Source organism: Maricaulis sp., from assembly GCF_039978735.1.
GTDB lineage: Bacteria > Pseudomonadota > Alphaproteobacteria > Caulobacterales > Maricaulaceae > Maricaulis.
Genome location: NZ_JBDWAS010000052.1, coordinates 156447 through 179696 on the forward strand (window position 1 = coordinate 156447; position 23250 = coordinate 179696).

Genomic DNA, 23250 nt, shown 5'->3' on the forward strand with positions numbered 1-23250 from the left:
CTCCCGCCCGGAGCTCCCGTCATGATGCGCACGCTTGGTCTCATTCTTCTCCTGCTGGCCCTGGTCGCCGGGATCGCCTGGTTCGTCTTCGGACGTGGCGGCTCAGAGCCGGCCCCGGAAGCGGCGATCGACTCGCCCTGGTGGAGTGCGCAGGACCGGCTGGTCGATGTTGACGGTGTCACGGCGCGGGTGCGCGTCGAGGGACCGGACGACGCACCGGTCCTCGTGATGATCCACGGCTTCTCTTTCTCGCTGGAGAGCTGGGATGACTGGGCGGACGCGCTTTCCGCCAACTACCGCGTCGTGCGCATGGACCTGCCGGGCCATGGCCTGACCGGCCCGGATCCGCAGGCGCGCTACTCCGTGCCGCAAACGGTCGAATTCCTGGGCGGTCTGATGGACGCGATGGATATCGATCGCGCGACGCTGGTGGGCAATTCACTCGGCGGTCTGGTCGCCTGGCGCTATGCCGCCGATCATGGCGATCGGGTCGAGAAACTCGTCCTCGTCGCGCCGGGCGGTTTCTCGATCAATGGCGTTACCGAGGAACCGGTCGATGTGCCGGTCGGTGTGCGCTTCTACCTCACCCAGGGCCCGCAGCCGGTCGTTGCCGGCGCGACGGCGGCGCTGTTCGGCGATCCCACGCGCATGGACCCGGACCTGCCGGGCCGTGTGCACGGGTTGATGCAGGGCGAGGGTGTGGGCGAGGCGCTGGTCGAGCGGCTGGAAGTCTTCACCCTGCCGGCACCCGAGGCGGATCTCGCGCGGGTGACGGTGCCGGCGATGATCCTGTGGGGCGGCCGCGATGCGATGGTGCCGGTCGATCACGCCGCCCGTTTCGAGGCGGCAATGCCGGATGCGCAGCTCGTCGTCTATGACGATCTCGGCCACATCCCGCACGAGGAAGCGCCCGACCGGACGCTGGAGGATGTGCGGGCTTTCCTGAGCGCGAATTAGCGCCGCGCCGCAGCTTTCTCGGCGATCTCGGCCTGCAGGTCGGCCCAGTCCTGCGGGTCGACATCGCATTCGCGCAGCACGACCACGCCCAGCCCGGTATCATTCGCCGGCGCATCGGCCGTCAGAAGGCGGCCGAGGGCGTGGGTGCGGGCGGTCTCGCGATTGAGGCAGGGACGATAAACGATCTCGCGCGCGGTGCGGTGCCGGTCGACGGCGCCCTTGCGGCGCAGGCGCTGCAGCATGGCGAGGGTCTCGCCGGCCGGACGGCGGGTCGCAACCGACAGCTCGCCCACAGACGCACCGCCGCGGTCCCACAGGATGCGCATGGTCTTGTGCTCGTCTTCGGTGAGGGTCTGTTCGTTCGCCATCTTCGTCATCCCCTTAGCCTTGTACGCCGCGGCCCGAATTGCAACACGCGCGGCCGTTAAGGTTTTGTTTGCAATTTCGGGGCCGGACCGGGTTGACGGATGCAGGCTTGTCATATATTTCACCAATCAGATATATAACCAATTGGTGAAATATGTCGGATCTCGACGCGACTTTTACGGCTCTGGCCGATCCCACCCGGCGGGCCATTCTCGCCCGGCTCGCCAGCGGCGAAGCGACGGTGATGGAGCTCTCCGAGCCCTTCACGCTCAGCCAGCCGGCGATTTCCAAGCATCTCAAAGTGCTCGAGAAGGCCGGGCTGATTACCCGGAGCCGTGACGGGACGCGGCGTCCCTGCCGGATACAGCCCGAGACGCTGGCCCAGGCGACGTACTGGCTGGAGGAATTCCGCAAGCTCTGGGATGCCCGCTTCCGGGCTCTCGACGATCTGCTCGACGACATGAAGGCCGGCCACGAGCCCGGCCCCCGCGACCACTGATCACAAACTTTCTGGAGGAAATCCCATGTATCGACACACACTTGAGGTCGCCCCGAAGGGCGAGCGCGAGCTTGTCATGACCCGCCGTTTCGATGCGCCGCGCGCGCTGGTCTTCCGGGCGCTTACCGAGCCGCACCTGGTCAAGCGCTGGCTGCTGGGGCCGGACGGCTGGATCCTGTCAGTCTGCGAGATCGACCTGCAGGAGGACGGCCTCTATCGTTATGTCTGGACTCATGCCGAGCGCGGCGAAGACATGGGCATGGGCGGGCGCTATCTGGAAATCGAGCGGCCGGACCTGATCGTGCACACGGAGCAGTTCGACATGAGCTGGTATCCTGGCTCGGCCATCGTCACGACGCGATTGACCGAGGCGGCCGGTGTGACGACCTTCGAGATCACCATCACCTATGAAAGCACCGAAGCCCGCGACATCGTGGCGGCCAGCCCGATGCGGGAAGGCGCCGGGGCCAGCTATGACCGTCTGGACAGCCTTCTGGCAGGCTTGGCGACCGCCTGAGGATGTCTCAGGCGCGGCGGGGCAGGACGTTCGGATTGCGCAGGATGGCAGCAGAGACGAGGCTGACCAGCACGCCGACGGGGAAGATCTCGGTGAAGGTGACCGGCATGCGGAACCACCAGTTGGCATAAAGTGCCATCGACTGGCGCAGGCTGGTCTCGTAGGCGGCAAGTTCGCCGGCGGTGAGGCCGCGCTCGCGCTGGCCGTCGATCTGGGCGGTGATGTAGGCGTCCATGAAGGCGCCGCCCGTCATGTTGAAATAGATCTCCCAGGTGATGACGTAGAACAGGCCGGCAATGACCGCGACGCCGAGCCCGGTCGCCAGCGCCGGCCAGAAGCGGATCACTCCGCCCAGATTGATGTCGCGATGGCGCTTGATCGCCACGAAGATGAAGGCGAGCGCCAGCAGCATGGTCAGATAGCCGGCCGTCTCCGAGCCGACCCCGTCGGGGCCGGCCAGGAGGGTCATGCCGATGACCATCAGAAGCGAGACGATGAGACCGGCAATGATGCCGAAGGTGAGGACGATGCGTGCCATGACGGGATACCCCCTGGTTCTGGCGTTCACTTGACCGGGATGTCCTGCCTTTGCCGGATCGCCCCGTCGTCACCCCGATGGGTGATCGGGCGGAATTCACCCGTCCGGATGCGGTCTGCTGTCCGCCATGTCGCCTTGCGCATCGCCGGTACCGGGGATCAGTCTGAGAAGCCGGGCACGCTCCAGCGCCTGCACGCGGCTGGAGACGTCCAGCTTGTCGAAGAGGCGGGCGATATGCGTCTTCACCGTGTTGGGCGAAACGCCCAGCGTGCGGGCCATTGCCTTGTTGCCGTCACCGGCCGTCATGGCCAGCAGCACGTCGTATTCGCGCGGCGTGATGCCCAGCGCGGCCAGCGCGGCGTCATTGCGCTGGAAGGGGGCGGGCGGGGCCTGCCGCGTCAGCCGCACGCCCAGCCACATGCCCAGCGTGATACACGCCGCGCCGACAATGGCGATAAAGGCCTCGATACCGATCGTGCGTGCCCAGAACCGGTATTCAAGCCATTCCAAGGCAAAGACCGCCAGCGCGAGCGCTGCGGCCGAGAGGAGGATGGTGCGCCACATAGTGGAAAATCTGACGGAAAGCGGCGGGTTGATCAATCTTGCGGGAACCCGCAGTGGGCGGCTGCGTTACGCTAGAGTGGGGAGCATGCTGACCTTCTATCTTCGCCGCATCTGGCAATCGATCTGGTTCCTGCCGGCCATCTATGCCGTGGCCGCCGTTCTGGCGGTCGGCGTGGCGCCGGTGATCGGCGGCTATCTGCCCGATGGCTGGGTCGCGCTGGTCAAGATCGATGCGCTGGCCGCGACCCTGAATATCCTGGCCTCCAGCATGCTGGCCGTTGCCATCTTCTCGATGGCGACGATGTTTTCCGCCTTCCAGGCGGCCGCCAGTTCGGCAACGCCCCGCGCGCGTCCGCTCTTGACGCAGGACCGCACCGCCCAGACCGCGATCTCGACCTTTGTCGGCGCCTTCCTGTTCAGCCTGCTGGGCCTGATCGGCGTCAATTCGGGCCTGTATGGCGAGGCGGCGGTCGTCGTTCTGCTCGCGCTGACCCTTCTGCTCGTCGTCCATGTCGTGGTGATGCTGATCCGCTGGATCCACCGGCTGTCCGGTTTCGGCGGCGTGGAGGAAGCCATCGCCGTGATCGAGGCCGCGACGGAGAAAGCGCTCGGACGGGCCGAGGGCTGCCCCAATCTCGGTGCCAGCCGGCTTGGCGATATCCCCGACGGCGCGCGCCCGCTCTGCCCGGCGCGGGCCGGGCATGTGCAGACCATCGATGTGGCGGCCCTGCAGGCGATTGCCGAGAAGGCCGATGCGCGCATCTACATCCTGTCGCCTCCGGGCAGCTATGTCGGGCCGGGCGAACCGGCTGCCCATGTCACGGGCGGCGGGGAGATCGGCGACGCGGTGCTGGAACAGATCATCACGGCCCCGAGCCGCACGCTGGAGGAGGACCCCGCCTTCGGCCTGGACATGCTGGCGGAGATCGCCTCGCGCGCGCTGTCCGACGCCGTCAATGACAGCGGCTCGGCCCTGTCGGCGATCACGGCCATGACCCGTCTTCTGACCCGGATGTGCGGCCTGTTCGATGCGCGCGCGGACGATCCCGCCGATCGTGTCTTCATGGCGCCGCCGGACCCGGCCGTGCTGGTCACCAACGCTTTCCGTCCGGTCGCCCGTGACGGTGCGGACCGGGTGGAAGTCGGGATCAGCCTGCAAAGGGCGCTCGGCGTTCTTGTCGCGGTCGATGAGACCGTATTCGGCGAACCGGCGCGCGCCATGAGCCGCGAGGCGCTGGCCCGGGCCGAGGCCGCCATGCAATACGCCCCGGATGTCGATGCGTTGAAAGCGGCGGCGGCGTTCAAATAAATCCGGAAACGAAAACGCCCCGGCGGGAGGGCACCGGGGCGTTTCGGGTCAGGGCTGGAGAGAGCCCTAGTCCTGTTCGTGCAGCCAGGCGGCGTGCTTGGGCGCGCGCTTGGTCTGGCTCCATTCGTCGATCATCGGACGAGCGACGCGCTTGAGCTCGGCCATCTGTTCTTCGGTGCCGGTATTGGCCGCCAGTTCGAGACGGTGGCCGTTCGGGTCGAAGAAGTAGATTGACTTGAAGATGCCGTGATTGACCGGGCCGAGCACGTCCAGGCCTTCGGCCTCGATATGCGCCTTGGCGGCCAGCAGGGTGTCCATGTCCTCGACCTCGAAGGCGATGTGCTGGACCCATTCCGGCGTATTGCCGTCACGGCCCATCTCCGGCGAGTTGGGCAGTTCGAAAAACGCCAGGACATTGCCCATGCCGGCGTCCAGGAAGACGTGCATGTAGGGGTCCGGCGCCTTGGTCGAGGGAACCTCGTTCTCGGCGATGGCCAGCTTGAAATCCATGCCCATAACGCGCTGGTAGAACTCGACGGTCTCCTTGGCGTCCTTGCAGCGATAGGCAACGTGGTGGATGCGCTTGAGATTGACGCTCATGTCTGCCTCCTCATGAGGGACAGGTACCTGGGGTACGTGTCCCGGGACATTTCATCCTTCCCCTTGATGGGAAAGGGGGGCGCGCCGGGTCGGGGACACGTACCCAAGGTACATGTCCCTGAAGCCCGCCTACGCGTTTTCCGTTTCTTTCGTCTTCAGCACGCCGCGCTTGATCTGGTCGCGCTCGATCGATTCGAACAGGGCCTTGAAATTGCCCTCGCCGAAGCCTTCGTCTTCCTTGCGCTGGATGAACTCGAAGAAGATCGGGCCGATGGCCTTCTCACCGAAGATCTGCAGCAGCAGGCGCGGGTTGCCGCCCTCGGTCGTGCCGTCGAGCAGGATGCCGCGCTTCTGGAATTCGGCGACCGGTTCGCCATGGCCCGGCAGGCGCTCGTCCAGCATGTCGTAATAGGTGTCCGGCGGCGGGGTCATGAATTCCACACCGCATTCCTTCAGCCGGTCCCAGCACTCGATGAGATTGTCGCAGGAGAAGGCGATGTGCTGGATGCCTTCGCCCTTGTACTCGCGCAGATACTCCTCGATCTGACCGACGCCGTCCGACTTCTCCTCGTTCAGCGGGATGCGGATCAGACCGTCCGGGGCGGTCATGGCGCGCGACAGGAGCCCGGTATACTCGCCCTTGATGTCGAAATAGCGGATCTCGCGGAAGTTGAAGAGGTCCTCGTAATACTTCGCCCAGTAGTCCATCCGGCCCTTGTAGACATTGTGGGTGAGGTGATCGATCACGTTGAAGCCGCAGCCCTTCGGGTGGCGGTCGACGCCCTCGATGTATTCGAAGTCGATGTCATAGATCGACTTGCCGTCCTCGAACCGGTCGATCAGATAGACCGTCGCGCCGCCAATGCCGCGGATGGCCGGCAGGCGCAGCTCGGAGACGCGCGTTTCGGTCTCGACGGGCTGGGCGCCCTTTTCCAGGGCCATGGCGTAGGCGCGCTTGGCATTCCTGACGCGGAAGCCCATGCCCGAGGCAGACGGGCCGTGCTCGGCGGCGAAGAAGGCGGCCGGCGTGCCGGGCTCGTAATTGATCAGGAAATTGATATCGCCCTGGCGCCACAGCTCGATGTCCTTGGAGCGGTGATTGGCGATGTGGGTGAAGCCCATCGTCTTGAAGACGGGTTCGATGAGGCCGCGTTCCGGCGCCGTGAACTCGACGAACTCGAAGCCGCAAAGGCCCATCGGGTTTTCGAACAGGTCTGCCATGTTTCGTCTCCAGGGGTTGGGGTTCCGCGCCGAAGGCCTGACAGGCCGTCACGACGCCCATTGGAGCCGGACAATACGCGTTTGGTTGCTATTGCGTCAAGTTGTGATCGCAACTAAAATGATGGCATGAGTGAACCGCGATCCCTGTCTGCCGCCACACCGGGCGATGCCATCCAGCTGGACAGCTACTGGCCCTACCAGGTCACGGTGCTGGCCGACCTGATTTCACGGCGCACGGCCGAGATCGTGCGGCGCGAGGGCGATCTCAACCTGTCGCAATGGCGGGTGCTGGCGGCGATCGCGGAACGGCCGGGCCGGACCGCCGTCGAGGTCGTGGCGATGACGCCAATGGACAAGGGGATCGTCAGCCGTGCCACCAAGGCGCTGCTGCTGGCCGGCCTTCTGGTGCGCGAGGCCTCGCAGGTCGATGGCCGCGTCAGCCACCTCTATCTCACGGAGAAGGGCGACGCGCTCTACCAGCGCCTGCGTCCGCATGTTGAAGCGGTCGCCCAAGCGGCAAATGCGGTGCTGGCGCCGTCCGATCAGACCGATTTTTGTGCCCTCGTCAGGCGGCTCGCGGACACCATGCCCGACACGCCCGAAAGCCGCTGAAAAACGCGCTCATCAAATATCACGCACGGGCCGCTTTGCTTTGTGTATAGACGATATCTGGAGGCGCCGGTGCTGGTCAGAAACCTCGTCATCGCTGTGATGCATATTGTCATCGCAGCGGCTCTTGCCGCTGTGGCGGCGACGTGCGTTCAGGGCATACTCGGCGATGTGCTGCATGCGGCGCGCGCGGAAACCCTGCAGACCTATATCCGCATGCGCGGCGATCGCGAGCAGGCGGTGTTCGACCGGGCCGAGACCTTCATCCTCGCGGCAGAGTCCGCCTTTGTGCGCCGGCTCGAAACGCTGGGCGATGAAGAGGTCGAGGCCGAGTTCGACCGCTTCTTTCCGCCCCATGGCGACGGCACCCGCCGCAGCGCGCCGGAGCTGTTCGAGGGTGTGGATCTCGATGGCGGCGATAACGCCTACGGGATCGGTGCCTTCCTCGGCGATGGCGAAGCCATGACCCTGGAAGAGCAGCGGCGGTATCTGGCGGGGCTTCATGTCGTGCGTACGGTCGGCGAGGCCTGGTTGCAGCAATTCTCCAGCCTCTATTATTTCACCCCCGACCGCCGGATGGTGATGTTTGCGCCCGAACGCGAGGACCGGCTGGAATTCTACCGGTTCGAGGCACCGGCCGACTTCCCGCTGCAGGCGGACGAGGATCCGCGCCTGTTCTCGCGCGAGACCAATCCGGACGGCGTGATGCAGTGCACCCAGCTGTCGCGCTTCGTCTATCGTGATGCGGGCGAGCGCTCGGCGACGGCCTGCCGCAAGCCGGTTCTGGACGGCGATGTCCTTCTGGGCGCGTTCGGGACCTCGATCATGATGAACGACCACCTTGCAAGCGCCCTGGAAGAGCCGCCGGCGGGCGGTGTCAATCTGATGCTGGGACGGGAACTCCAGGTGATCGCCCGCGGGCGTCCGGCTGCAGAGGGTGATGACGTCCGCGTCGACCCGGCCGCGCTGGCCGGCTATCTCGCCAACGATCCGCGGCCGCGCGGCATTGTGCGCGCCGAGGCGCTGGGACAGATGATCGCCTTCAGCCGCGTCGCCGGCCCGGACTGGTATTTCGTGTCTGTCGTGCCGCTGGCCGATATCGAGGCCACGGTTTCCGAACGGACGCGCCGGGTCTTCCTGATTGTCTTCTTCGCCGCGCTCGTCGTATCGGCGTTGGCCAGCCTCGTCTGGCACTACCTGCCGGCCCTGCGCCTGCCCGGCCGGCCGGCAGCCCGCACGGAAGCGACACCGGAATAATACCGGCACCGGATAAGCCCTGCCACGGAATAAGCACTGGCCAGCCCGCGCCTCACAGCGTATGAGGGCGCGCCCTTTCACCACAGGAAAAGTAGAGCCCATGAGCGCGTCCCTCGACAAGCTGCGCAACATCGCCATCGTGGCGCACGTCGACCACGGCAAGACCACGCTGGTCGACCAATTGCTGCAACAGTCCGGTACGCTGGGCGAACGGGCCAATGTGTCCGAACGGATGATGGATTCCAACGACCTGGAAAAGGAACGCGGAATCACCATCCTGGCCAAGAATACCGCGGTGACCTGGGGTGACTGGTCGATCAATATCGTCGATACGCCCGGCCACGCCGATTTCGGCGGCGAGGTTGAGCGCGTGCTGTCCATGGTCGATGGCGTGTTGCTGCTCGTCGATGCGGTCGACGGTCCGATGCCGCAGACCTCCTTCGTGACGAAGAAGGCGCTGGCGCGCGGCCTGAAGCCGATCGTCGTCGTCAACAAGGCCGACCGCCCCTCCGCCCGTCCGGACTGGGTTGTCGACCAGACCTTCGACCTGTTCGACCGTCTGGGCGCCAATGAGGACCAGCTCGACTTCCCGGTCGTCTATGCTTCCGCCCTGCAAGGCTGGGCATCGAACGAGGCCGGTGAGACCGGCACCGACATGAAGCCGCTGTTCGAGATGATCACGGCGCACACGCCGAAGCCGGATGTCGATCCGGACGGCCCGCTGCAGCTGCAGGTCTCGGCGCTCGACTATTCCTCCTTCACCGGCGTGATCGGCATCGGCCGTGTTGCCCGCGGCCGGGTGAAGAAGAACCAGCTTGTCACCGTCGCCAAGGCCGATGGCCGCAAGGTGAAGGGCAAGATCCTGCAGATCTTCGGCTTCCACGGTCTGGAAAAGGTCGAGCGCGACAGCGCCCAGGCCGGCGATATCATCACCTTCACCGGTATCGAGGATCTGAAAATCTCCGACACGGTGTGCGATCCGGAGCATGTCGAGGCGCTGCCGCCGCTCTCGGTCGACGAACCGACCCTGTCGATGACCTTCCAGGTCAATGACAGCCCGTTTGCCGGCCGCGAAGGCAAGTTCGTGACCTCGCGCAATATCAAGGACCGTCTCGACCGCGAGCTGATCCACAATGTGGCGCTGAAAGTCGTGCAGCAGGACGATGCCGACAAGTTCACCGTCTCCGGGCGTGGCGAACTGCACCTCTCCATCCTGATCGAGACCATGCGCCGCGAGGGCTTCGAGCTGGCCGTGGGCCGGCCGCGCGTGGTGCTGAAGGAAGAAAATGGCGAGACGCTGGAGCCCTTCGAGAGCCTCACCGTCGATGTCGAGGAAGTGAACCAGGGCGCCGTCATGGAACGCCTCGGCCAGCGCAAGGCCGAGATGAAGAACATGGTGCCGGACGGCAATGGCCGGGTGCGGATCGACTATATCGTTCCGACCCGCGGCCTGATCGGCTTCCGCTCGGAATTCCTCACCCTGACGTCGGGCTCCGGCCTGATGTTCCACACCTTCGACCATTACGGTCCGCGCAGCCAGGGCGAGCTGGGCCAGCGTCACAATGGCGCGATTGTCTCGATGATCGACGGCAAGGCGCTGGGCTTCGCCCTGTTCAACCTGCAGGAACGCGGCAAGCTGTTCATCGGCCATGGCGTGGAAGTCTATGAAGGCATGATCATCGGCGTGAATGCCCGTGAAGAGGACATGATCGCCAACCCGACCAAGGGCAAGAAGCTGACCAATATGCGCGCCTCGGGCACCGACGAGAATATCGTCCTCACCCCGCCGGTCCGCCTGACGCTGGAATACGCGCTGGAATTCATCAATGACGACGAACTCGTCGAGGTGACCCCCCAGTCGATCCGCATCCGCAAGGTCTGGCTGAAAGAGCACGAGCGCAAGAAGGCCAGCCGCGCCGGGTAGGGTGATGTCCCTCCCATACCCAGGAACAAGAAAAGGCGCGCGGGCCGGACCCGCGCGCCTTCTTCATTTGTGCCGAAGCCGCGCCTAGAGGACTTCGAACAGGCCCGCTGCGCCCATGCCGCCACCGACGCACATGGTGATGACGACGTATTTGGCGCCCTGGCGCTTGCCCTCGATCAGGGCGTGGCCGACCATGCGAGCACCGGACATGCCGTAGGGGTGGCCGATCGAGATCGCGCCGCCATTGACGTTCAGCTTGTCGGCCGGAATGCCCAGCTTGTCCTGGCAGTACAGCACCTGGACGGCGAAGGCCTCGTTCAGCTCCCACAGGCCGATATCGTCGGCCTTGAGTCCGAAGCGCTCGAGCAGTTTCGGAACCGCAAAGACCGGACCGATACCCATTTCGTCCGGCTCGGTGCCGGCCACGGCCATGCCCATATAGCGGCCCAGCGGCGCCAGGCCGCGCTTGGCTGCCAGTTCCGCTTCCATCACCACGCAGGACGATGCGCCATCGGACAGTTGCGAGGCATTGCCGGCGGTGATCGTGCCGCCTTCGACCACGGTGTTCAGGCTCTGCAGGCCTTCCAGATTGGTCTCGGGACGATTGCCCTCATCCTTTTCGAGGAAAACCTCCTGCTGCGAGGTTTCGCCGGTGGCCTTGTCGACAACGATCTTGGTCGACTTCATCGGCACGATCTCGTCGTCGAACTTGCCGGCGGCCTGGGCGGCGGCGGTGCGCTGCTGCGACTGCAGGCCGTACTCGTCCATGCGGTCCCGCGAGATGCCGTAGCGCTTGGCGACCACTTCGGCGGTCTGCAGCATCGGCATGTAGATGTCCTTGTGCATGGCGACGAGTGCCGGATCCGGCGCGACGCGCATGTCCTTGGTCTGCACCATGGAGATCGACTCGACGCCGCCGGCGACAACGACGTCCATCCGGTCGACGATGACCTGTTTGGCGGCCGTCGCGATCGTCATCAGGCCGGAGGAGCACTGGCGGTCCATCGACATGCCGGCCACGGTGACCGGCAGGCCGGCGCGCAGGGCCGCCGTGCGGCCGATCGTGTGCTGCACGCCCTGCTGCAGGGCGGCGCCGTAGACCACATCCTGGACTTCGGCCGGATCGATCTTGGCGCGTTCGACGGCTGCGGCGATGGTGTGACCGGCCAGGGTCGGCGAAGGCGTGGCATTGAAGGCGCCGCGATAGGCCTTGCCGATCGGGGTGCGGGCGGTGGAGACGATGACGGCATCACGCATGGAGGTTCTCTCGTTCTTTGTGTGATCGGATCGGGTTCAGGTGTCCGGCGTCGACCGGCGGCGGACGGCGTGCTCGAAAACCGGGTTCGAAGACCTGGCTTGCTGATCGGCGAAGGGAGAGCGGTGCGAAAACAAAACCGGTTCCGATGCGATTGGCGGGCGAGCGACTGTCAGGGTTTTGTCATCCGGACCGGCTTCAGGCAAGAAAAAACCGGACCGTGTCTTCAAAATTGAACAGTCCCTTGCGCGTATCCGCATCCGGCCCATTCAAAATCCTATAAACCTGGCGGTCTTGCCGGTTTTCAAAAAACAGGTATGCTCGTACCCAAGATACGAAAACGGATCGGTGAAGGTGGTGGCATGGCATGGGATTTCGAGACCGAGCCGGACTTCCAGGAGAAGCTCGACTGGATCGACAGCTTTGTGAAGCACAAGGTCGAACCGCTCGTTCATCTCGGCTTTCATCCTGCCGATGTGAAGAATCCGAAGCACCGCGCCATCGTCAAACCCTTGCAGGAAGAGGTGAAGGCGAAGGGGTTGTGGGCCTGCCATCTCGGACCGGAGCTGGGCGGCAAAGGCTATGGCCAGGTCAAGCTGGGTCTGATGAACGAGATTCTCGGTCGGTCCGGTTTCGCGCCGACCGTGTTCGGCTGCCAGGCGCCGGATACCGGCAATGCCGAGATCCTCGCCCACTACGGAACCGAGGATCAGAAGGCGAAGTATCTTCGGCCGCTGTTGAACAACGAGATCGTATCCGCCTTCTCCATGACCGAGCCGCAGGGCGGGTCCGACCCGCTTCTGTTCACCTGTTCGGCCGTCGAGGATGGCGACGAATGGGTGATCAATGGCGAGAAATGGTTCTCCACCAATGCCAAATGGTCCGAATTCCTGATCGTCATGGCGGTGACGGACCCCGATGGCGATCCCTATCGCCGCATGTCGATGTTCATCGTTCCGACGAAGACGCCCGGCGTGGAGATCGTGCGCGATGTTGCCGTCTACGGCCAGCAGGAGGGGTCGGAAGGCTATGTCCGCTATACCGATGTGCGCGTGCCGAAGGATCATCTCCTGGGTGAGCGCGGCGGTGCCTTCGTGATCTCCCAGACGCGTCTGGGCGGCGGCCGGATCCACCACGCCATGCGCACGGTGGGGGCGTGCAAGCGGGCGCTGGATCTGATGTGCCGCCGGGCGGCCAGCCGGCGCACGCGCGACGGTGTGATCGCCGACAAACAGGCCGTACAGATGCAGATCGCCGACAGCTATATGGAGCTGGAGCAATTCCGTCTCTATGTGCTCAAGACGGCCTGGATGATCGACAAGTACAAGGACTACAAGAAGGTCCGCAAGGATATCGCCGCCATCAAGGCGCTGATGCCCAAGGTCTATCGCGACATAGCCGGCCGCGCCCTGCACATTCACGGCTCGCTGGGCGTATCGCCGGAAATGCCGTTTGCCGCGCAGGTGATCGGCTCCTTCGTGATGGGGATCGCCGACGGTCCGACCGAGGTGCATAAGGTCACCGTGGCGCGCCAGCACATGCGCGAATACCGCAATATTTCCGATCCCATCTTCCCCGATTACTCGATCCCGCAGCTCAAGGAAGCCGCGCTGGAGACGTACGGGGATATCGCCGACACGGTCCGCGAAATCGCGGAAACAGCCGGCGCCGACTGAGTTTTCAGGGCCGGTGCTGGGCCGGCCACGACCAAGACGCCGAAAACGGCGCGACACGTGAAACGGGGAGGAGGGCGACACCGATGACGGGGCCGTCAGTGTCTGTCCTTCCGCACATGTCTGTGGAGGACAAATGACTGAGACAGTTTCACCCGCGGCGCCGCCGCCCCTGAAGTTCCAGACCAAGTTTCTCTACGGTCTGGGCTCGATGGCGTATGGTATCAAGGACTTGGCCTTTCGGGTCTTCCTTCTCTACTACTATAATTTCGTGGTGGGTGCCCCGGCCGCACTGGTCTCTGCGGCGATCATGGTGGCGCTGGTCATCGACGCCTTCTCCGACCCGATCGTGGGTCAGATCTCCGACAATCTGCGCACCAAATGGGGGCGCCGCCACCCGCTGATGTATCTCTCGGCGATCCCGGCCTCGCTCTCCTTCTTTTTCCTGTGGCTGCCGCCGGAGGGGCTCGAGGGAACCGGTCTCTTCCTCTATCTGGTGATCCTGGCCTCGGCGGTGCGCACCTTCATCACGCTCTACGAAATCCCCAGCTCGGCGCTGGCGCCGGAACTGGCAACGGATTACGACGAGCGCACCACGATTGCGGGCTATCGCTTCTTCTTCGGCTATATCGGCGGGATCGGTCTTTATGTCCTGTCGCTGGCCCTGCTGTTCCCGCCAACGCCGGAACACCCGCTGGGCATCACCAATCCGGCCGGCTATCTGCCCTTCGGCATTCTGGGCTCCGGGATCATGATCTCGACCGTGCTCCTGTCGACGCTGGGGACGCATCACCGCATCAAGTACATGCGCAAACTGCCGGCGCCGCAGCGGCGCAACCCGCTGCAGACGCTGAACCTGATGCGCCAGACTTTCTCGCATCGCGGCTTTCTGGCGATCCTGGGCTTTGGCGTGCTGAAATATACGGGGCTGGGCATCAGTTCGGCGCTGGCGCTGTATTTCGGCTCGCTGTTCTGGGAGCTGTCCTCCGGCCAGCTTGCCATCCTGGCGGCCGACGCGGCGCTGGGTGCCACGTTGGCGCTGATCCTCGCGCCCCGCCTGTCCAAATCCCTGGGCAAGAAGGGCGCGGCCTTTGTGCTGGCGCTGACCGCGATCCTGTTCACCTGCGCGCCCTATGTGCTGCGCCTGCTGGGTCTGTTTTTTGAGAATGGCAGCCCGATGCTGCTGCCGGCGCTCTTCATCCTGTCGGCGATCTACACGATGTGCGGGATTTCCTCGGCGATCCTGGTGCATGCCATGATCGGCGATGTCATCGACGACAGCTCCCTGCGCACCGGCCGCCGGGCGGAGGGGCTGTTCTATGCGGCCAATTCCTTCATGCAGAAATGCTCGTCCGGGCTGGGTGTTTTCGCCGCCGGCATCATGCTCTCCGTTGTCGGAATGCCGGATGGTGCGCGCCGTACGGGTGTCGAGCCGGAAGTGATCATTCACCTCGTCCAGCTCTACATCCCTGTGATCGCCGTGCTCTACCTGACCGGGGCTTTCTTCCTGCGCTTCTACAAGATCGATCGGGCCAGCCATGAGGCGACCCTGGCCTCGATCCGGGCGAAGGAAGCCGCACAGCTGACCGAGAACACCACCTCATGACCACCGCACTGAATACCGGGAGACCCCATGTCACTGCGTAACCGCGCCTATATCGCCGGCGCGTTCGAACACCCCACCCGCCTGGCGCCGGACAAGTCGACGCCGCAACTGCATGCCGAGTGCGCGGCCGGTGCGCTGGCCGATGCGGGGCTGAGCCTGGAAGATGTGGACGGGTATTTCTGCGCCACCGACGCGCCAGGCTTCGGTCCGATCTCGATGATCGACTATCTCGGCCTCAAGGTCCGTCACACGGACTCCACCGAGATGGGCGGGTGTACCTATATCCAGCACGTCGCTCATGCCGCCGAGGCGATCGCGCTGGGCAAGTGCAGGGTGGCGCTGATCACCCTGGCCGGCCGGCCGCGTTCGGAGAATGTCGTGCGTTTCCGCCCGGGGGCGCCGGAGGGCCAGTTCGAGCAATTTGTCGGGCTGACCAACCACACATCCTACGGCATGTGCGCCGTGCGCCACATGCACGAGCACGGCACCACGTCCGAGCAACTGGCCTGGATCAAGGTCGCGGCCTCGCATCATGCCCAGCACAATGAACACGCCATGCTGCCCAAGGTGGTCACGGTGGAAGAGGTGCTGGAAAGCCCGATGATTGCCGATCCGCTGCACCGGCTTGATTGCTGCGTGACGACGGATGGCGGCGGCGCGCTGGTCGTGGTGGCGCCGGAGATTGCACGCTCGCTGAAGCGTCCGCTGGTCGCCCTGCGCGGGGCCGGCGAGGCGACGAAAGGACCGTCCGGCGGGCTGGGGCTCGACCTGACGACATCCGCCGCAGCACGCTCGGGCCCGGCGGCCTTCGCCGAGGCCGGGGTGAAACCGTCCGACATCAAATACGCCTCCATCTATGACAGCTTCACCATCACCGTGCTGATCCAGCTGGAGGATCTCGGCTTCTGCGCCAAGGGCGAGGGCGGCAAATTTGTCGCCGACGGAAACCTGATCTCCGGCACCGGCAAACTGCCCTTCAATACCGATGGCGGCGGGCTGTGTTCCAACCATCCCATGTTCCGCGGCGGCATCACCAAGGTGATCGAGGCCGTGCGGCAATTGCGCGGCGAAGCGCACCCGGCCGTACAGGTGCCCGATTGCGATCTGGCGGTCGCCACCGGCATCGGCGGGTCGCTCGGCGCACGGCACGGCGCCGCCACAGTCATCCTGGAGCGGCAATGATGAGCGAGCGAAGCTATCCCGCACCCCAGCCCAATGCGGAAACCCGGGTCTTCTGGGATGCGGCGGCTGAAGGCGTGCTGAAGATCAAGAACTGCCGCAGCTGTTTCCGGGCGCACTACTATCCGCGCGCGATCTGTCCGCACTGCGGGTCGGACCAGACCGAGTGGGTGGTCAGCGAGGGCGTAGGCGAGATCTATTCGGTCTCCGTCATGCGCCGCGGCGAAGGCGCGCCCTTTGCCGTCGCCTATGTGGCGCTCGACGAAGGCCCCGCGGTTCTCACCAATATCGTCGACTGCGATCCCGACAGCCTGGCTATCGGCCAGCGTGTGCGGATCGCGTTCAAACCGAGCGAGGAGGGGGCGCCGCCCGTTCCCACGTTCACGCCGAGTGGAGACTAGACATGGCCACTGCAGAACTGACCAATCCCGCCGATGCCCTGGAGGCTTTCCGCAAGGAAGCCGCCGGCTGGCTGGCGGAGCATTTCCCCAAATCCCTGGTGGGCAAGGAAAACGTGCTCGCCACTGTCGAGGGCGGGTCCGATCCCGACCCGGAGGCCGTCGCCTGGAAGAGGGCGATGGGCGAGAAGGGCTGGGGCACACCGACCTGGCCGAAAGAGTATGGCGGCGGCGGGCTGAGCTATCCCGAAGCGCGGGTGCTGCAGGAAGAGATGGGCAAGATCGGGGCGTGGAACCCGATCGGCGGCATGGGCGTGATGATGCTCGGGCCGACCCTGCTGGAGTTCGCTTCCGAGGAGCAGAAGCAGCGGCATATCCCGCCGATCTGCCGCGGCGAGATCCGCTGGTGTCAGGGCTATTCCGAGCCCGGCGCCGGCTCCGACCTCGCCAGCCTGCAGACCAAGTGCGAGGACAAGGGCGATCACTGGCTGATCAATGGCCAGAAAACCTGGACGTCCGGCGGTCAATGGGCTGACTGGTGCTTTGCCCTGGTGCGCACCGACACCTCGAAGAAGCATGAGGGCATCTCCTTCATCCTGCTCGACATGAAGTCGCCGGGTGTCGAGGTGAAGCCGATCCGGATGATCTCCGGCACCTCGCCCTTCTGCGAGACCTTCTTCACCGATGTGAAAGTGCCCAAGGAGAATCTGGTCGGCGCGCTCGGCAATGGCTGGACGATCGGCAAGCGCCTGCTCCAGCATGAGCGCACCAATCTGTCAGGCGGCGGCAGCCTGGGCCGGGGGCAGGGCCCGTCCCTGTCCGACATTGCCAAGTATTATGTCGGCACCGATGCTGAGGGCCGGATCGCCGATGCCGATCTGCGCATGCGCATCGTGCGTCACGAGATGGAGGCGCAGGCCTTCAAGGCGACGGCGCGGCGCGTGATGCTGGAATCCAAGAGCGGCAATATCTCGCTGGGCTCGTCCATCCTGAAGAATGTCGGCGCCCGCATCACCCAGGAACGCGCCGAGCTGACGCTGGAGATCATGGGCATGAACGGGCTGGGCTGGTCCGGTGAGGGCTTCAACCCGGCCGAGCTGGGCGCCACGCGTGGCTGGCTGTGGGGCAAGGCCGTGTCGATCTATGGTGGCACCACCGAGATCCAGAACAATGTGATCGCCAAGCGCATCCTCGGGATGCTGGATCACCAGTAGGCGGAGGGGAGAGAACGACATGGCCGTCCTGAACGAAGAACAGAGCATGCTGCGCGACATGGCGCGCGACTGGGCCAATGAGCAATCGCCGGTGAGCGCTTTCCGCAAGGTGCGCGACGCGGGCGAAGCGATCGGCTTTGATCCGAAAGTCTTTGCGGCCCAGGCCGAGATGGGCTGGGCCGGGGTGATCATTCCGGAAGCCTATGGCGGGTCGGATTTCGGCTATCTCAGCCTCGGCCTCGTGCTGGAGGAAACCGGCCGGACGCTGACCGCGAGCCCGCTGGGCACGACGGCGCTGGCGGCGACAAGTGCGCTCCTGCTGGCCGGAAGCGAGGCGCAGAAACAGGCCTGGCTGCCGAAGATCGCGTCGGGCGATGTCATTGCGGCGCTTGCGGTAGACGAGGGCCCGCGCCACGACCCGTCGAAGATCGCCACGAAAGTCGAGAAATCCGGCGATGGCTGGACGCTGAGCGGCACCAAGAAGTTTGTCGCGGAGGGGGATGGCGCGCACCTGTTCGTCGTTGCGGCGCAGACCGGCAGCGGTATCGGCCTCTTCCTGGTGCCGGCCGATGCCGAGGGTGTGAGCCGCGCTTCGCGCAATATGGTCGACGCCCGCAGCCATGCCGAAGTGGACTTCGATGCCGTCAAACTGGACAGCGATGCGCTGATCGGGCCGGAAGACGGCGCGGCTTTGCTCGATCAGGTGCTCGACCGGGCCCGGGCGGGTGTCGCGGCGGAGATGCTGGGCCTTGCGGTGCAGGCCTTCGACGACACGCTGGCCTATCTGAAAACCCGCGAACAGTTCGGCGAGATCCTGTCGCGCTTCCAGGCGCTGCAGCACCGCATGGCGCACCAATTCACCCAGATCGAGCTGATGCGCTCGGCCGTCGAGGGCGCGCTCGAGGCGATCGATGCGGACCGCGACGACATTGCCGCCAAGGTTTCGCTGGCCAAGGCGACGGCGTGCGACACGCTGCATCTGGTTTCGCGCGAGATGATCCAGCTGCATGGCGGGATCGGCATGACTGACGAACATCATGCCGGCTTTTACATCAAACGGGCCCGCATCCTCGAGAACGCCTGGGGCAATGCCGCCTTCCACCGGGAGCGCTTTGCGCGCCTGGCCGGGTATTGAGCGGCGAACCCGACAGTCCTGCCCCGGCGGCCAACCGCGTGCGTGCGGATGGCGGCGCGGGGCGGGAGCGTGCCTATGACCGGTTTGTCGAAGGCAATCTGAAGCGGAACTACGTCGCGCATTTCACGCACGGCATGCTGGGCATGACGGGCTTCCGCCTGATCTTCGCGCCTACCTTTGTGCCGGCCTATCTGCACATGCTGACCGGTTCGCCCTTCATGGTCGGGCTGGGCCAGGCGCTGATCCAGGCCGGGGCGATCGCCTCGCCGGTCATGGGCGCGGCGCAGATCGAGCATCGCCGCCATGTCATGCCGGCGGCAATGACAATCGGCGTGCTGATGCGCCTGCAGCTGCTGGGGCTGGCGCTCGCCGGCTGGTTCCTGACCGGGCATGTCCTGCTGCTGGCGACCTTCCTCTTCCTCTTCCTGTTCGGCTTCTTCCTGGGCTCCCAGCGGGTCGCTTTCCAGGTCGTGCTGGCCAAGGTGATCCCGATCCGCCTGCGCGGACGGTTGCAGGCCTGGCGCAACCTCGCCGGCGGGGCGATCGCGGCGGGGCTGTCCTGGTGGGCCGGGGTGTATCTCATCGACCCGAATGTGTTCGGCAATGGCTATGCGACCACTTTCATGGTCGCCTTCCTGCTGACGAGTGCAGGCCTGGCCGCACTCTGGCTATTCATGCGGGAGCCCAGCAGTCCGACCGTGAAGACCCAGATGGGCATGATCGACCGTATCCGGGAATTCCCGGTGCTGCTGGCCGACCGGGACTACCGGAACTTCCTCCTCTCCCTGGTCTTCGCGACCATGGGCCGGATCGCCATCCCCTTCTGTATCATCCATGCGGGCCGGCAGATGGAGGTGGACGGGGCTGCGATCGGACTGTTTTCGCTGGCCTTCCTCGGCGCCGACACGGCAACGAATCTGATCTGGGGCACGATGGGGGACCGCTACGGCTTCCGGATCACCTTTATCGGCACGCTGATTGTCTGGCTGGTGTCGCTGGGCGCGATGATCACGGCGGTGGCGCCCTGGCAATTCCTGCTCGCCTTCTTCGGTCTGGGGGCAGCTATGTCCGGAAACATGATGAGCGTGACGACGCTCGTGCTCGAATTCGGCCACCGTGACGACATTCCCATGCGCCTGGCCCTGTCGACGACGGCAGAGACCTCGGTTGCGACCGTTGGCCCACTCGTGGGCGGAGTGATCGCGGCGACGCTCGGGCTGGCTCCCGTCTTTGTCCTGTCGATGGTTTGCCTGGCAATAGCGCTTTGCATTCTCGTGTTGGGAGTACGCGAACCGCGTCATCTGAAATAAGTTGACGTTTACGGAAGCGGCAACTCGAATATCCAATAATAACTAGCTATATCGATGTATCTTTCTTGACGGCGTCAAATCTCATTGCTCTAATCGAATGCGCGGTATGTAAAAAATCATAAGCAGCCGCTCAGTCTGGGAGGAGATTATGACTGTGAAGGGTCTCATGCGTGCAAGCAGCGCGCTGACAGCCCTTGCGTTGACTGCGGGGCTTGGCTCTGCGGCATTGGCGCAAGATGACGCCCAGGGGCGTCAGGACGACGATGTCATCATCGTCACAGGTTCCGTTATCCAGGGGACACCCGAGAACGCCGCCCTGCCGGTGGATGTTCTCTCGTCGGAAGAACTCGCGCGGCTGGGCAATCCCTCGCCGGTCGAGCTGCTCAAGGCGCTGCCGGTTTCCAGCGGCGTTATCGGCGACACGAACCAGTTCGACAGCCGGTCGCAGGCGACCGAGGGCATGGCATCGGTAAACCTGCGCGGCCTCAGCCCGCAGCGTACGCTGGTCCTGCTCAACAACCGGCGCCTGGTGCCGGCGGGGACGGGGGTTCCCTTCGTCGACATCAACCTGCTGCCGCAGGCGGCCATCGGCCGGATCGAGATCCTGAAGGACGGTGCGGCGGCGATCTACGGGTCGGACGCCATCGGCGGCGTGGTGAACTTCATCACGCGTTCTGATCAGGACGGCTTCCGGGCCGGCGGGGACTACACCTTCATCGACGGCAGTTCGGGCGACTACACCGTGCACGGCAGCTGGGGGCGGCAGGGCGATAGTTACAGCATCCTGCTGGCAGCCGGTTATCAGCATCGCGACGAACTGCTTGCGGTCGATCGCGACTTCGCTGTCATGGACTTCGAAAGAAATCCTGAAGGCGGCTGGACCGGTGGCGGCAACCCCGCAACCTTCCTGCCTCTGGGTGTGATCCCGGGGGTCGGTGTTGCGCCGATCGGCGGGCTTCGCGCCGACCCGCAATGTGCGGCCCAGGGCGGCTATGTCACCGCGGCCGGCTGGTGCCGGACGCAATATACCGGCTTCGACGCCCTCGTTGAGGAAGAGGATCGCTACCAGCTCTACGGTCAGCTCGATGTCGAGATCGCCGAAGGCCTCGACTGGGACATCAGCCTGCTCTACGGCAATGACGAGATCCCGCACTACCGGACCTCGCCGATGTACCTGCTCACCCAGGCGCCGTCCGCGATTCCCGAGGTCGGCGGTTCGCCCAGCGGCTTTATCGTTCCGGGGAACAATCCGGGTTTCATCGAGATGGTGACCAACAATCCGGGCATCGTTCCTGCGGGCACTGTTGCGGCCCTTTTCCCGACCCTTCTGTTCCGGCCGCTGCTGGCGGGCGGTAACCCGGCCTTTATCGGCAATCCGGACGATCTGGGTGCGTCTACCGGGCGCCGCGAGAATGAGAGTTTCCGCATCTCGTCCGGCCTGACCGGGCAGATCTCGGACTCGCTGCAGTTTCAGGCGTCGGTCACTTATCACAAGTTCGAGCGCTATTTCGACGGATACGACTCCTTCGGTGACCGCGTGCAGCTCGCGCTGCGCGGCTTCGGTGGTCCGAATTGCGATCCGACGACCTCGGCGCCCGGTACGGGCGGCTGTCTGTGGCTCAACCCGTTTGGCAATCAGGTGAGCGGCGCCAATCCCAACACGCCCGAGCTGATCAACTGGTTCTTCGTCCAGTCGACCAGCTTCCTGGAGACCGAGCTTTTCGTGGCCGACTTCACCCTGTCCGGCGATACCGGCTGGGAGCTGGCCGGCGGGCCGGTGCTCTTCGGGGCCGGAGCGCAGTACCGCAAGAACGACTTTGCGGCGACCTATGGTGCCAACAACAATATCGCGGTGAATCCCTGCCGCGATACGCCGGTCACCGGGTCGACATCCTGTGCTCAGCAGAACGGGGCGCTGGCCTTCCTCGGATCGAATGCCGACTCGCAGGCGGACAATGATGTCTATGCCTTCTTCGGCGAGCTGCAGCTGCCGGTGACGGACGACTTCAACGTCCAGCTGGCGGCCCGCTTCGAGGATTATGGCGGGGAAACCGGATCGACCTTCGATCCCAAGATCACGGCGCGCTGGCAGATCACCGACACCTTCGCCCTGCGGGGTTCGGCCGGTACGACGTTCCGCGGCCCGCCGGCGCAGCAATTGTCCGACCGGAATGTGACATCGCTGCAGGTGATCGCGAACAGCTTCCGCCCGGTCGATGTCTACGGCAATCCGGCGTTGTCGCCGGAGACCGCGACGAACTACTCGATCGGTCTGCTGATCGATACGGGCGCCTTTACCGCCAGCATCGACTACTTCCGCTACGAGATCGAGGATACGATCACCACCGAGCCGCTTTCCGGCATGGTGGCGACCATGTTCGCCGATCCCGCAAACTGCACGGATGCGGCATTCACGGCCTTGCGTGAGCGCTTCCAGTTCAATGATGGCGGCGGTGTGCCCGGCGCCGGTACGTGTGCTGTCGGGAATATTTCCCGGGTGCGGACCGGCTGGGTGAATGGTGGCGACCTGACCAGTTCCGGTGTCGACTTCATCGTCAATTACGACTTTGGCGATGTGCTGGGCGGCCAGCTCAATGCCGGCGTCACGGCCACCTACATGCTCGGCAACGAGCTGGGTGAGGAAACGGTCGAGGGCATTGTTGTTCAGGACGGGTTCGACGGTGTCGGCTACCTGAACTTCCAGACCACTGCCTATCCGGTGCCGGAATGGAAGGCGCGCGGATTTGTCGAATACACCTACGGCAATTTCGATGCGCGGCTGACGATGAACTATATCGACAGCTATCGCGACCAGCGTGCCGACAGCGGCACGGGTCCGTTCGCGCCCAATGCCAACATCCCCGGTGCGCCGGTGCTGATGCAGGGTGCGACGATCGACAGCCAGGTCACGACGGACTTCAACCTGATCTACAATTTCGGCGAGGCGACGACCCTGTCGTTCACCGCGTTGAACATCACGGATGAAGATCCCAGCTTCGCGCGGCTGGACTACAATTACGATCCGTTCACCGGCAATCCGCTTGGCCGGGTCTTCCGCGTGGGGGTCAATACCGAGTTCTAGGTGTTGCCTGCCCGGACAAGAAGAAGGGCCCGGGCGT

Annotated in this window: 21 protein-coding genes; 15 read left to right on the plus strand and 6 right to left on the minus strand. The window is 64.6% G+C overall.

Features of this window, described 5'->3' with window-relative positions:
• Positions 1 to 21 precede the first annotated feature (21 nt).
• Positions 22 to 957 carry an alpha/beta hydrolase gene (locus ABJO18_RS15935; protein WP_348509149.1) on the plus strand — a complete coding sequence of 312 codons (936 nt, stop codon included), beginning with the start codon at positions 22 to 24 and terminating at the stop codon, positions 955 to 957.
• Here ABJO18_RS15935 and ABJO18_RS15940 read toward each other — a convergent pair.
• Entirely contained in the window at positions 954 to 1325 is a 372-nt protein-coding gene (locus ABJO18_RS15940; protein ID WP_348509150.1) for a BlaI/MecI/CopY family transcriptional regulator, read from the minus strand. The two genes, ABJO18_RS15935 and ABJO18_RS15940, sit on opposite strands and share 4 nt — an antisense overlap.
• A gap of 152 nt (positions 1326 to 1477) precedes the next feature.
• Between ABJO18_RS15940 and ABJO18_RS15945 the strand changes: the two genes are divergently transcribed.
• Together ABJO18_RS15945 and ABJO18_RS15950 are read left to right on the plus strand one after the other, a co-directional pair.
• Complete coding sequence (locus ABJO18_RS15945) at positions 1478 to 1822, plus strand: metalloregulator ArsR/SmtB family transcription factor (protein ID WP_348509151.1); 345 nt, start codon at positions 1478 to 1480, stop codon at positions 1820 to 1822.
• 25 nt (positions 1823 to 1847) lie between these two features.
• Positions 1848 to 2339, plus strand: coding sequence for an SRPBCC family protein (locus ABJO18_RS15950; protein WP_348509152.1), 492 nt, complete (start codon positions 1848 to 1850; stop codon positions 2337 to 2339).
• Positions 2340 to 2346: 7 nt separating this feature from the next.
• Here ABJO18_RS15950 and ABJO18_RS15955 read toward each other — a convergent pair whose 3' ends face one another.
• A complete protein-coding gene (locus ABJO18_RS15955; protein ID WP_348509153.1) occupies positions 2347 to 2877 on the minus strand; it encodes a DUF4199 domain-containing protein in 531 nt (176 codons plus the stop codon).
• A gap of 96 nt (positions 2878 to 2973) precedes the next feature.
• Positions 2974 to 3441, minus strand: a complete 468-nt coding sequence (locus ABJO18_RS15960; RefSeq protein WP_348509154.1) for a LuxR C-terminal-related transcriptional regulator — start codon at positions 3439 to 3441, stop codon at positions 2974 to 2976.
• A gap of 85 nt (positions 3442 to 3526) precedes the next feature.
• Here ABJO18_RS15960 and ABJO18_RS15965 point away from each other — a divergent pair, with 85 nt between their 5' ends.
• Positions 3527 to 4750: a DUF2254 family protein gene (locus tag ABJO18_RS15965; RefSeq protein WP_348509155.1), complete on the plus strand. Its 1224-nt coding sequence runs from the start codon at positions 3527 to 3529 to the stop codon at positions 4748 to 4750.
• 66 nt (positions 4751 to 4816) lie between these two features.
• Here the strand turns inward: ABJO18_RS15965 and ABJO18_RS15970 are convergent, their stop codons facing one another.
• A complete protein-coding gene (locus tag ABJO18_RS15970; RefSeq protein ID WP_348509156.1) occupies positions 4817 to 5350 on the minus strand; it encodes a VOC family protein in 534 nt (177 codons plus the stop codon).
• 129 nt (positions 5351 to 5479) lie between these two features.
• On the minus strand, positions 5480 to 6571 hold the full coding sequence (gene hppD / locus ABJO18_RS15975; RefSeq protein WP_348509157.1) for a 4-hydroxyphenylpyruvate dioxygenase: 1092 nt from the start codon (positions 6569 to 6571) through the stop codon (positions 5480 to 5482).
• 126 nt (positions 6572 to 6697) lie between these two features.
• Between hppD and ABJO18_RS15980 the strand changes: the two genes are divergently transcribed.
• The 3 genes from ABJO18_RS15980 (at position 6698) to typA (ending at position 10361) form a co-directional block, all read left to right on the plus strand.
• Positions 6698 to 7183, plus strand: coding sequence for a MarR family winged helix-turn-helix transcriptional regulator (locus ABJO18_RS15980; RefSeq protein ID WP_348509158.1), 486 nt, complete (start codon positions 6698 to 6700; stop codon positions 7181 to 7183).
• A 69-nt stretch (positions 7184 to 7252) separates the two neighbouring features.
• Complete coding sequence (locus ABJO18_RS15985; protein ID WP_348509159.1) at positions 7253 to 8437, plus strand: hypothetical protein; 1185 nt, start codon at positions 7253 to 7255, stop codon at positions 8435 to 8437.
• Between the two features lie 61 nt (positions 8438 to 8498).
• Entirely contained in the window at positions 8499 to 10361 is a 1863-nt protein-coding gene (typA, locus tag ABJO18_RS15990; protein ID WP_348509160.1) for a translational GTPase TypA, read from the plus strand.
• An 84-nt stretch (positions 10362 to 10445) separates the two neighbouring features.
• Here typA and ABJO18_RS15995 read toward each other — a convergent pair whose 3' ends face one another.
• On the minus strand, positions 10446 to 11618 hold the full coding sequence (locus ABJO18_RS15995) for an acetyl-CoA C-acyltransferase (RefSeq protein ID WP_348509161.1): 1173 nt from the start codon (positions 11616 to 11618) through the stop codon (positions 10446 to 10448).
• A 360-nt stretch (positions 11619 to 11978) separates the two neighbouring features.
• Between ABJO18_RS15995 and ABJO18_RS16000 the strand changes: the two genes are divergently transcribed.
• The 8 genes from ABJO18_RS16000 (at position 11979) to ABJO18_RS16035 (ending at position 23213) form a co-directional block, all read left to right on the plus strand.
• Positions 11979 to 13292 carry an acyl-CoA dehydrogenase family protein gene (locus ABJO18_RS16000; protein WP_348509162.1) on the plus strand — a complete coding sequence of 438 codons (1314 nt, stop codon included), beginning with the start codon at positions 11979 to 11981 and terminating at the stop codon, positions 13290 to 13292.
• Between the two features lie 133 nt (positions 13293 to 13425).
• Positions 13426 to 14895, plus strand: a complete 1470-nt coding sequence (locus tag ABJO18_RS16005) for an MFS transporter (protein WP_348509163.1) — start codon at positions 13426 to 13428, stop codon at positions 14893 to 14895.
• A gap of 27 nt (positions 14896 to 14922) precedes the next feature.
• A complete protein-coding gene (locus ABJO18_RS16010) occupies positions 14923 to 16077 on the plus strand; it encodes a thiolase domain-containing protein (protein ID WP_348509164.1) in 1155 nt (384 codons plus the stop codon).
• Positions 16077 to 16475, plus strand: a complete 399-nt coding sequence (locus tag ABJO18_RS16015; protein ID WP_348509165.1) for an OB-fold domain-containing protein — start codon at positions 16077 to 16079, stop codon at positions 16473 to 16475. Before ABJO18_RS16010 ends, ABJO18_RS16015 begins: the two co-directional genes overlap by 1 nt.
• Positions 16476 to 16477: 2 nt before the next feature.
• A complete protein-coding gene (locus ABJO18_RS16020; protein ID WP_348516007.1) occupies positions 16478 to 17686 on the plus strand; it encodes an acyl-CoA dehydrogenase family protein in 1209 nt (402 codons plus the stop codon).
• Between the two features lie 19 nt (positions 17687 to 17705).
• Positions 17706 to 18821 (plus strand): acyl-CoA dehydrogenase family protein, encoded by a 1116-nt coding sequence (locus tag ABJO18_RS16025; protein WP_348516008.1) that lies wholly within the window; start codon positions 17706 to 17708, stop codon positions 18819 to 18821.
• Complete coding sequence (locus tag ABJO18_RS16030; RefSeq protein ID WP_348508551.1) at positions 18818 to 20131, plus strand: MFS transporter; 1314 nt, start codon at positions 18818 to 18820, stop codon at positions 20129 to 20131. The genes ABJO18_RS16025 and ABJO18_RS16030 overlap by 4 nt, the downstream gene beginning before the upstream one ends.
• A 166-nt stretch (positions 20132 to 20297) precedes the next feature.
• Complete coding sequence (locus ABJO18_RS16035) at positions 20298 to 23213, plus strand: TonB-dependent receptor (protein ID WP_348508552.1); 2916 nt, start codon at positions 20298 to 20300, stop codon at positions 23211 to 23213.
• Positions 23214 to 23250 lie beyond the last annotated feature (37 nt).

Bases quoted from the DNA above. Each gene is read 5' to 3' on its own strand.
- hppD (WP_348509157.1), bottom strand. From the start codon at position 6,571: ATGGCAGACCTGTTCGAAAACCCGATGGGCCTTTGCGGCTTCGAGTTC.
- ABJO18_RS16015 (WP_348509165.1), top strand. From the start codon at position 16,077: ATGAGCGAGCGAAGCTATCCCGCACCCCAGCCCAATGCGGAAACCCGG.
- ABJO18_RS15945 (WP_348509151.1), top strand. From the start codon at position 1,478: ATGTCGGATCTCGACGCGACTTTTACGGCTCTGGCCGATCCCACCCGG.
- ABJO18_RS15995 (WP_348509161.1), bottom strand. From the start codon at position 11,618: ATGCGTGATGCCGTCATCGTCTCCACCGCCCGCACCCCGATCGGCAAG.
- ABJO18_RS15965 (WP_348509155.1), top strand. From the start codon at position 3,527: ATGCTGACCTTCTATCTTCGCCGCATCTGGCAATCGATCTGGTTCCTG.
- ABJO18_RS15940 (WP_348509150.1), bottom strand. From the start codon at position 1,325: ATGGCGAACGAACAGACCCTCACCGAAGACGAGCACAAGACCATGCGC.
- ABJO18_RS16010 (WP_348509164.1), top strand. From the start codon at position 14,923: ATGTCACTGCGTAACCGCGCCTATATCGCCGGCGCGTTCGAACACCCC.
- ABJO18_RS15950 (WP_348509152.1), top strand. From the start codon at position 1,848: ATGTATCGACACACACTTGAGGTCGCCCCGAAGGGCGAGCGCGAGCTT.
- ABJO18_RS16020 (WP_348516007.1), top strand. From the start codon at position 16,478: ATGGCCACTGCAGAACTGACCAATCCCGCCGATGCCCTGGAGGCTTTC.
- ABJO18_RS16000 (WP_348509162.1), top strand. From the start codon at position 11,979: ATGGCATGGGATTTCGAGACCGAGCCGGACTTCCAGGAGAAGCTCGAC.
- ABJO18_RS15935 (WP_348509149.1), top strand. From the start codon at position 22: ATGATGCGCACGCTTGGTCTCATTCTTCTCCTGCTGGCCCTGGTCGCC.
- ABJO18_RS15980 (WP_348509158.1), top strand. From the start codon at position 6,698: ATGAGTGAACCGCGATCCCTGTCTGCCGCCACACCGGGCGATGCCATC.
- ABJO18_RS16025 (WP_348516008.1), top strand. From the start codon at position 17,706: ATGGCCGTCCTGAACGAAGAACAGAGCATGCTGCGCGACATGGCGCGC.
- ABJO18_RS15955 (WP_348509153.1), bottom strand. From the start codon at position 2,877: ATGGCACGCATCGTCCTCACCTTCGGCATCATTGCCGGTCTCATCGTC.
- typA (WP_348509160.1), top strand. From the start codon at position 8,499: ATGAGGGCGCGCCCTTTCACCACAGGAAAAGTAGAGCCCATGAGCGCG.
- ABJO18_RS15970 (WP_348509156.1), bottom strand. From the start codon at position 5,350: ATGAGCGTCAATCTCAAGCGCATCCACCACGTTGCCTATCGCTGCAAG.
- ABJO18_RS16005 (WP_348509163.1), top strand. From the start codon at position 13,426: ATGACTGAGACAGTTTCACCCGCGGCGCCGCCGCCCCTGAAGTTCCAG.
- ABJO18_RS15960 (WP_348509154.1), bottom strand. From the start codon at position 3,441: ATGTGGCGCACCATCCTCCTCTCGGCCGCAGCGCTCGCGCTGGCGGTC.
- ABJO18_RS16035 (WP_348508552.1), top strand. From the start codon at position 20,298: ATGCGTGCAAGCAGCGCGCTGACAGCCCTTGCGTTGACTGCGGGGCTT.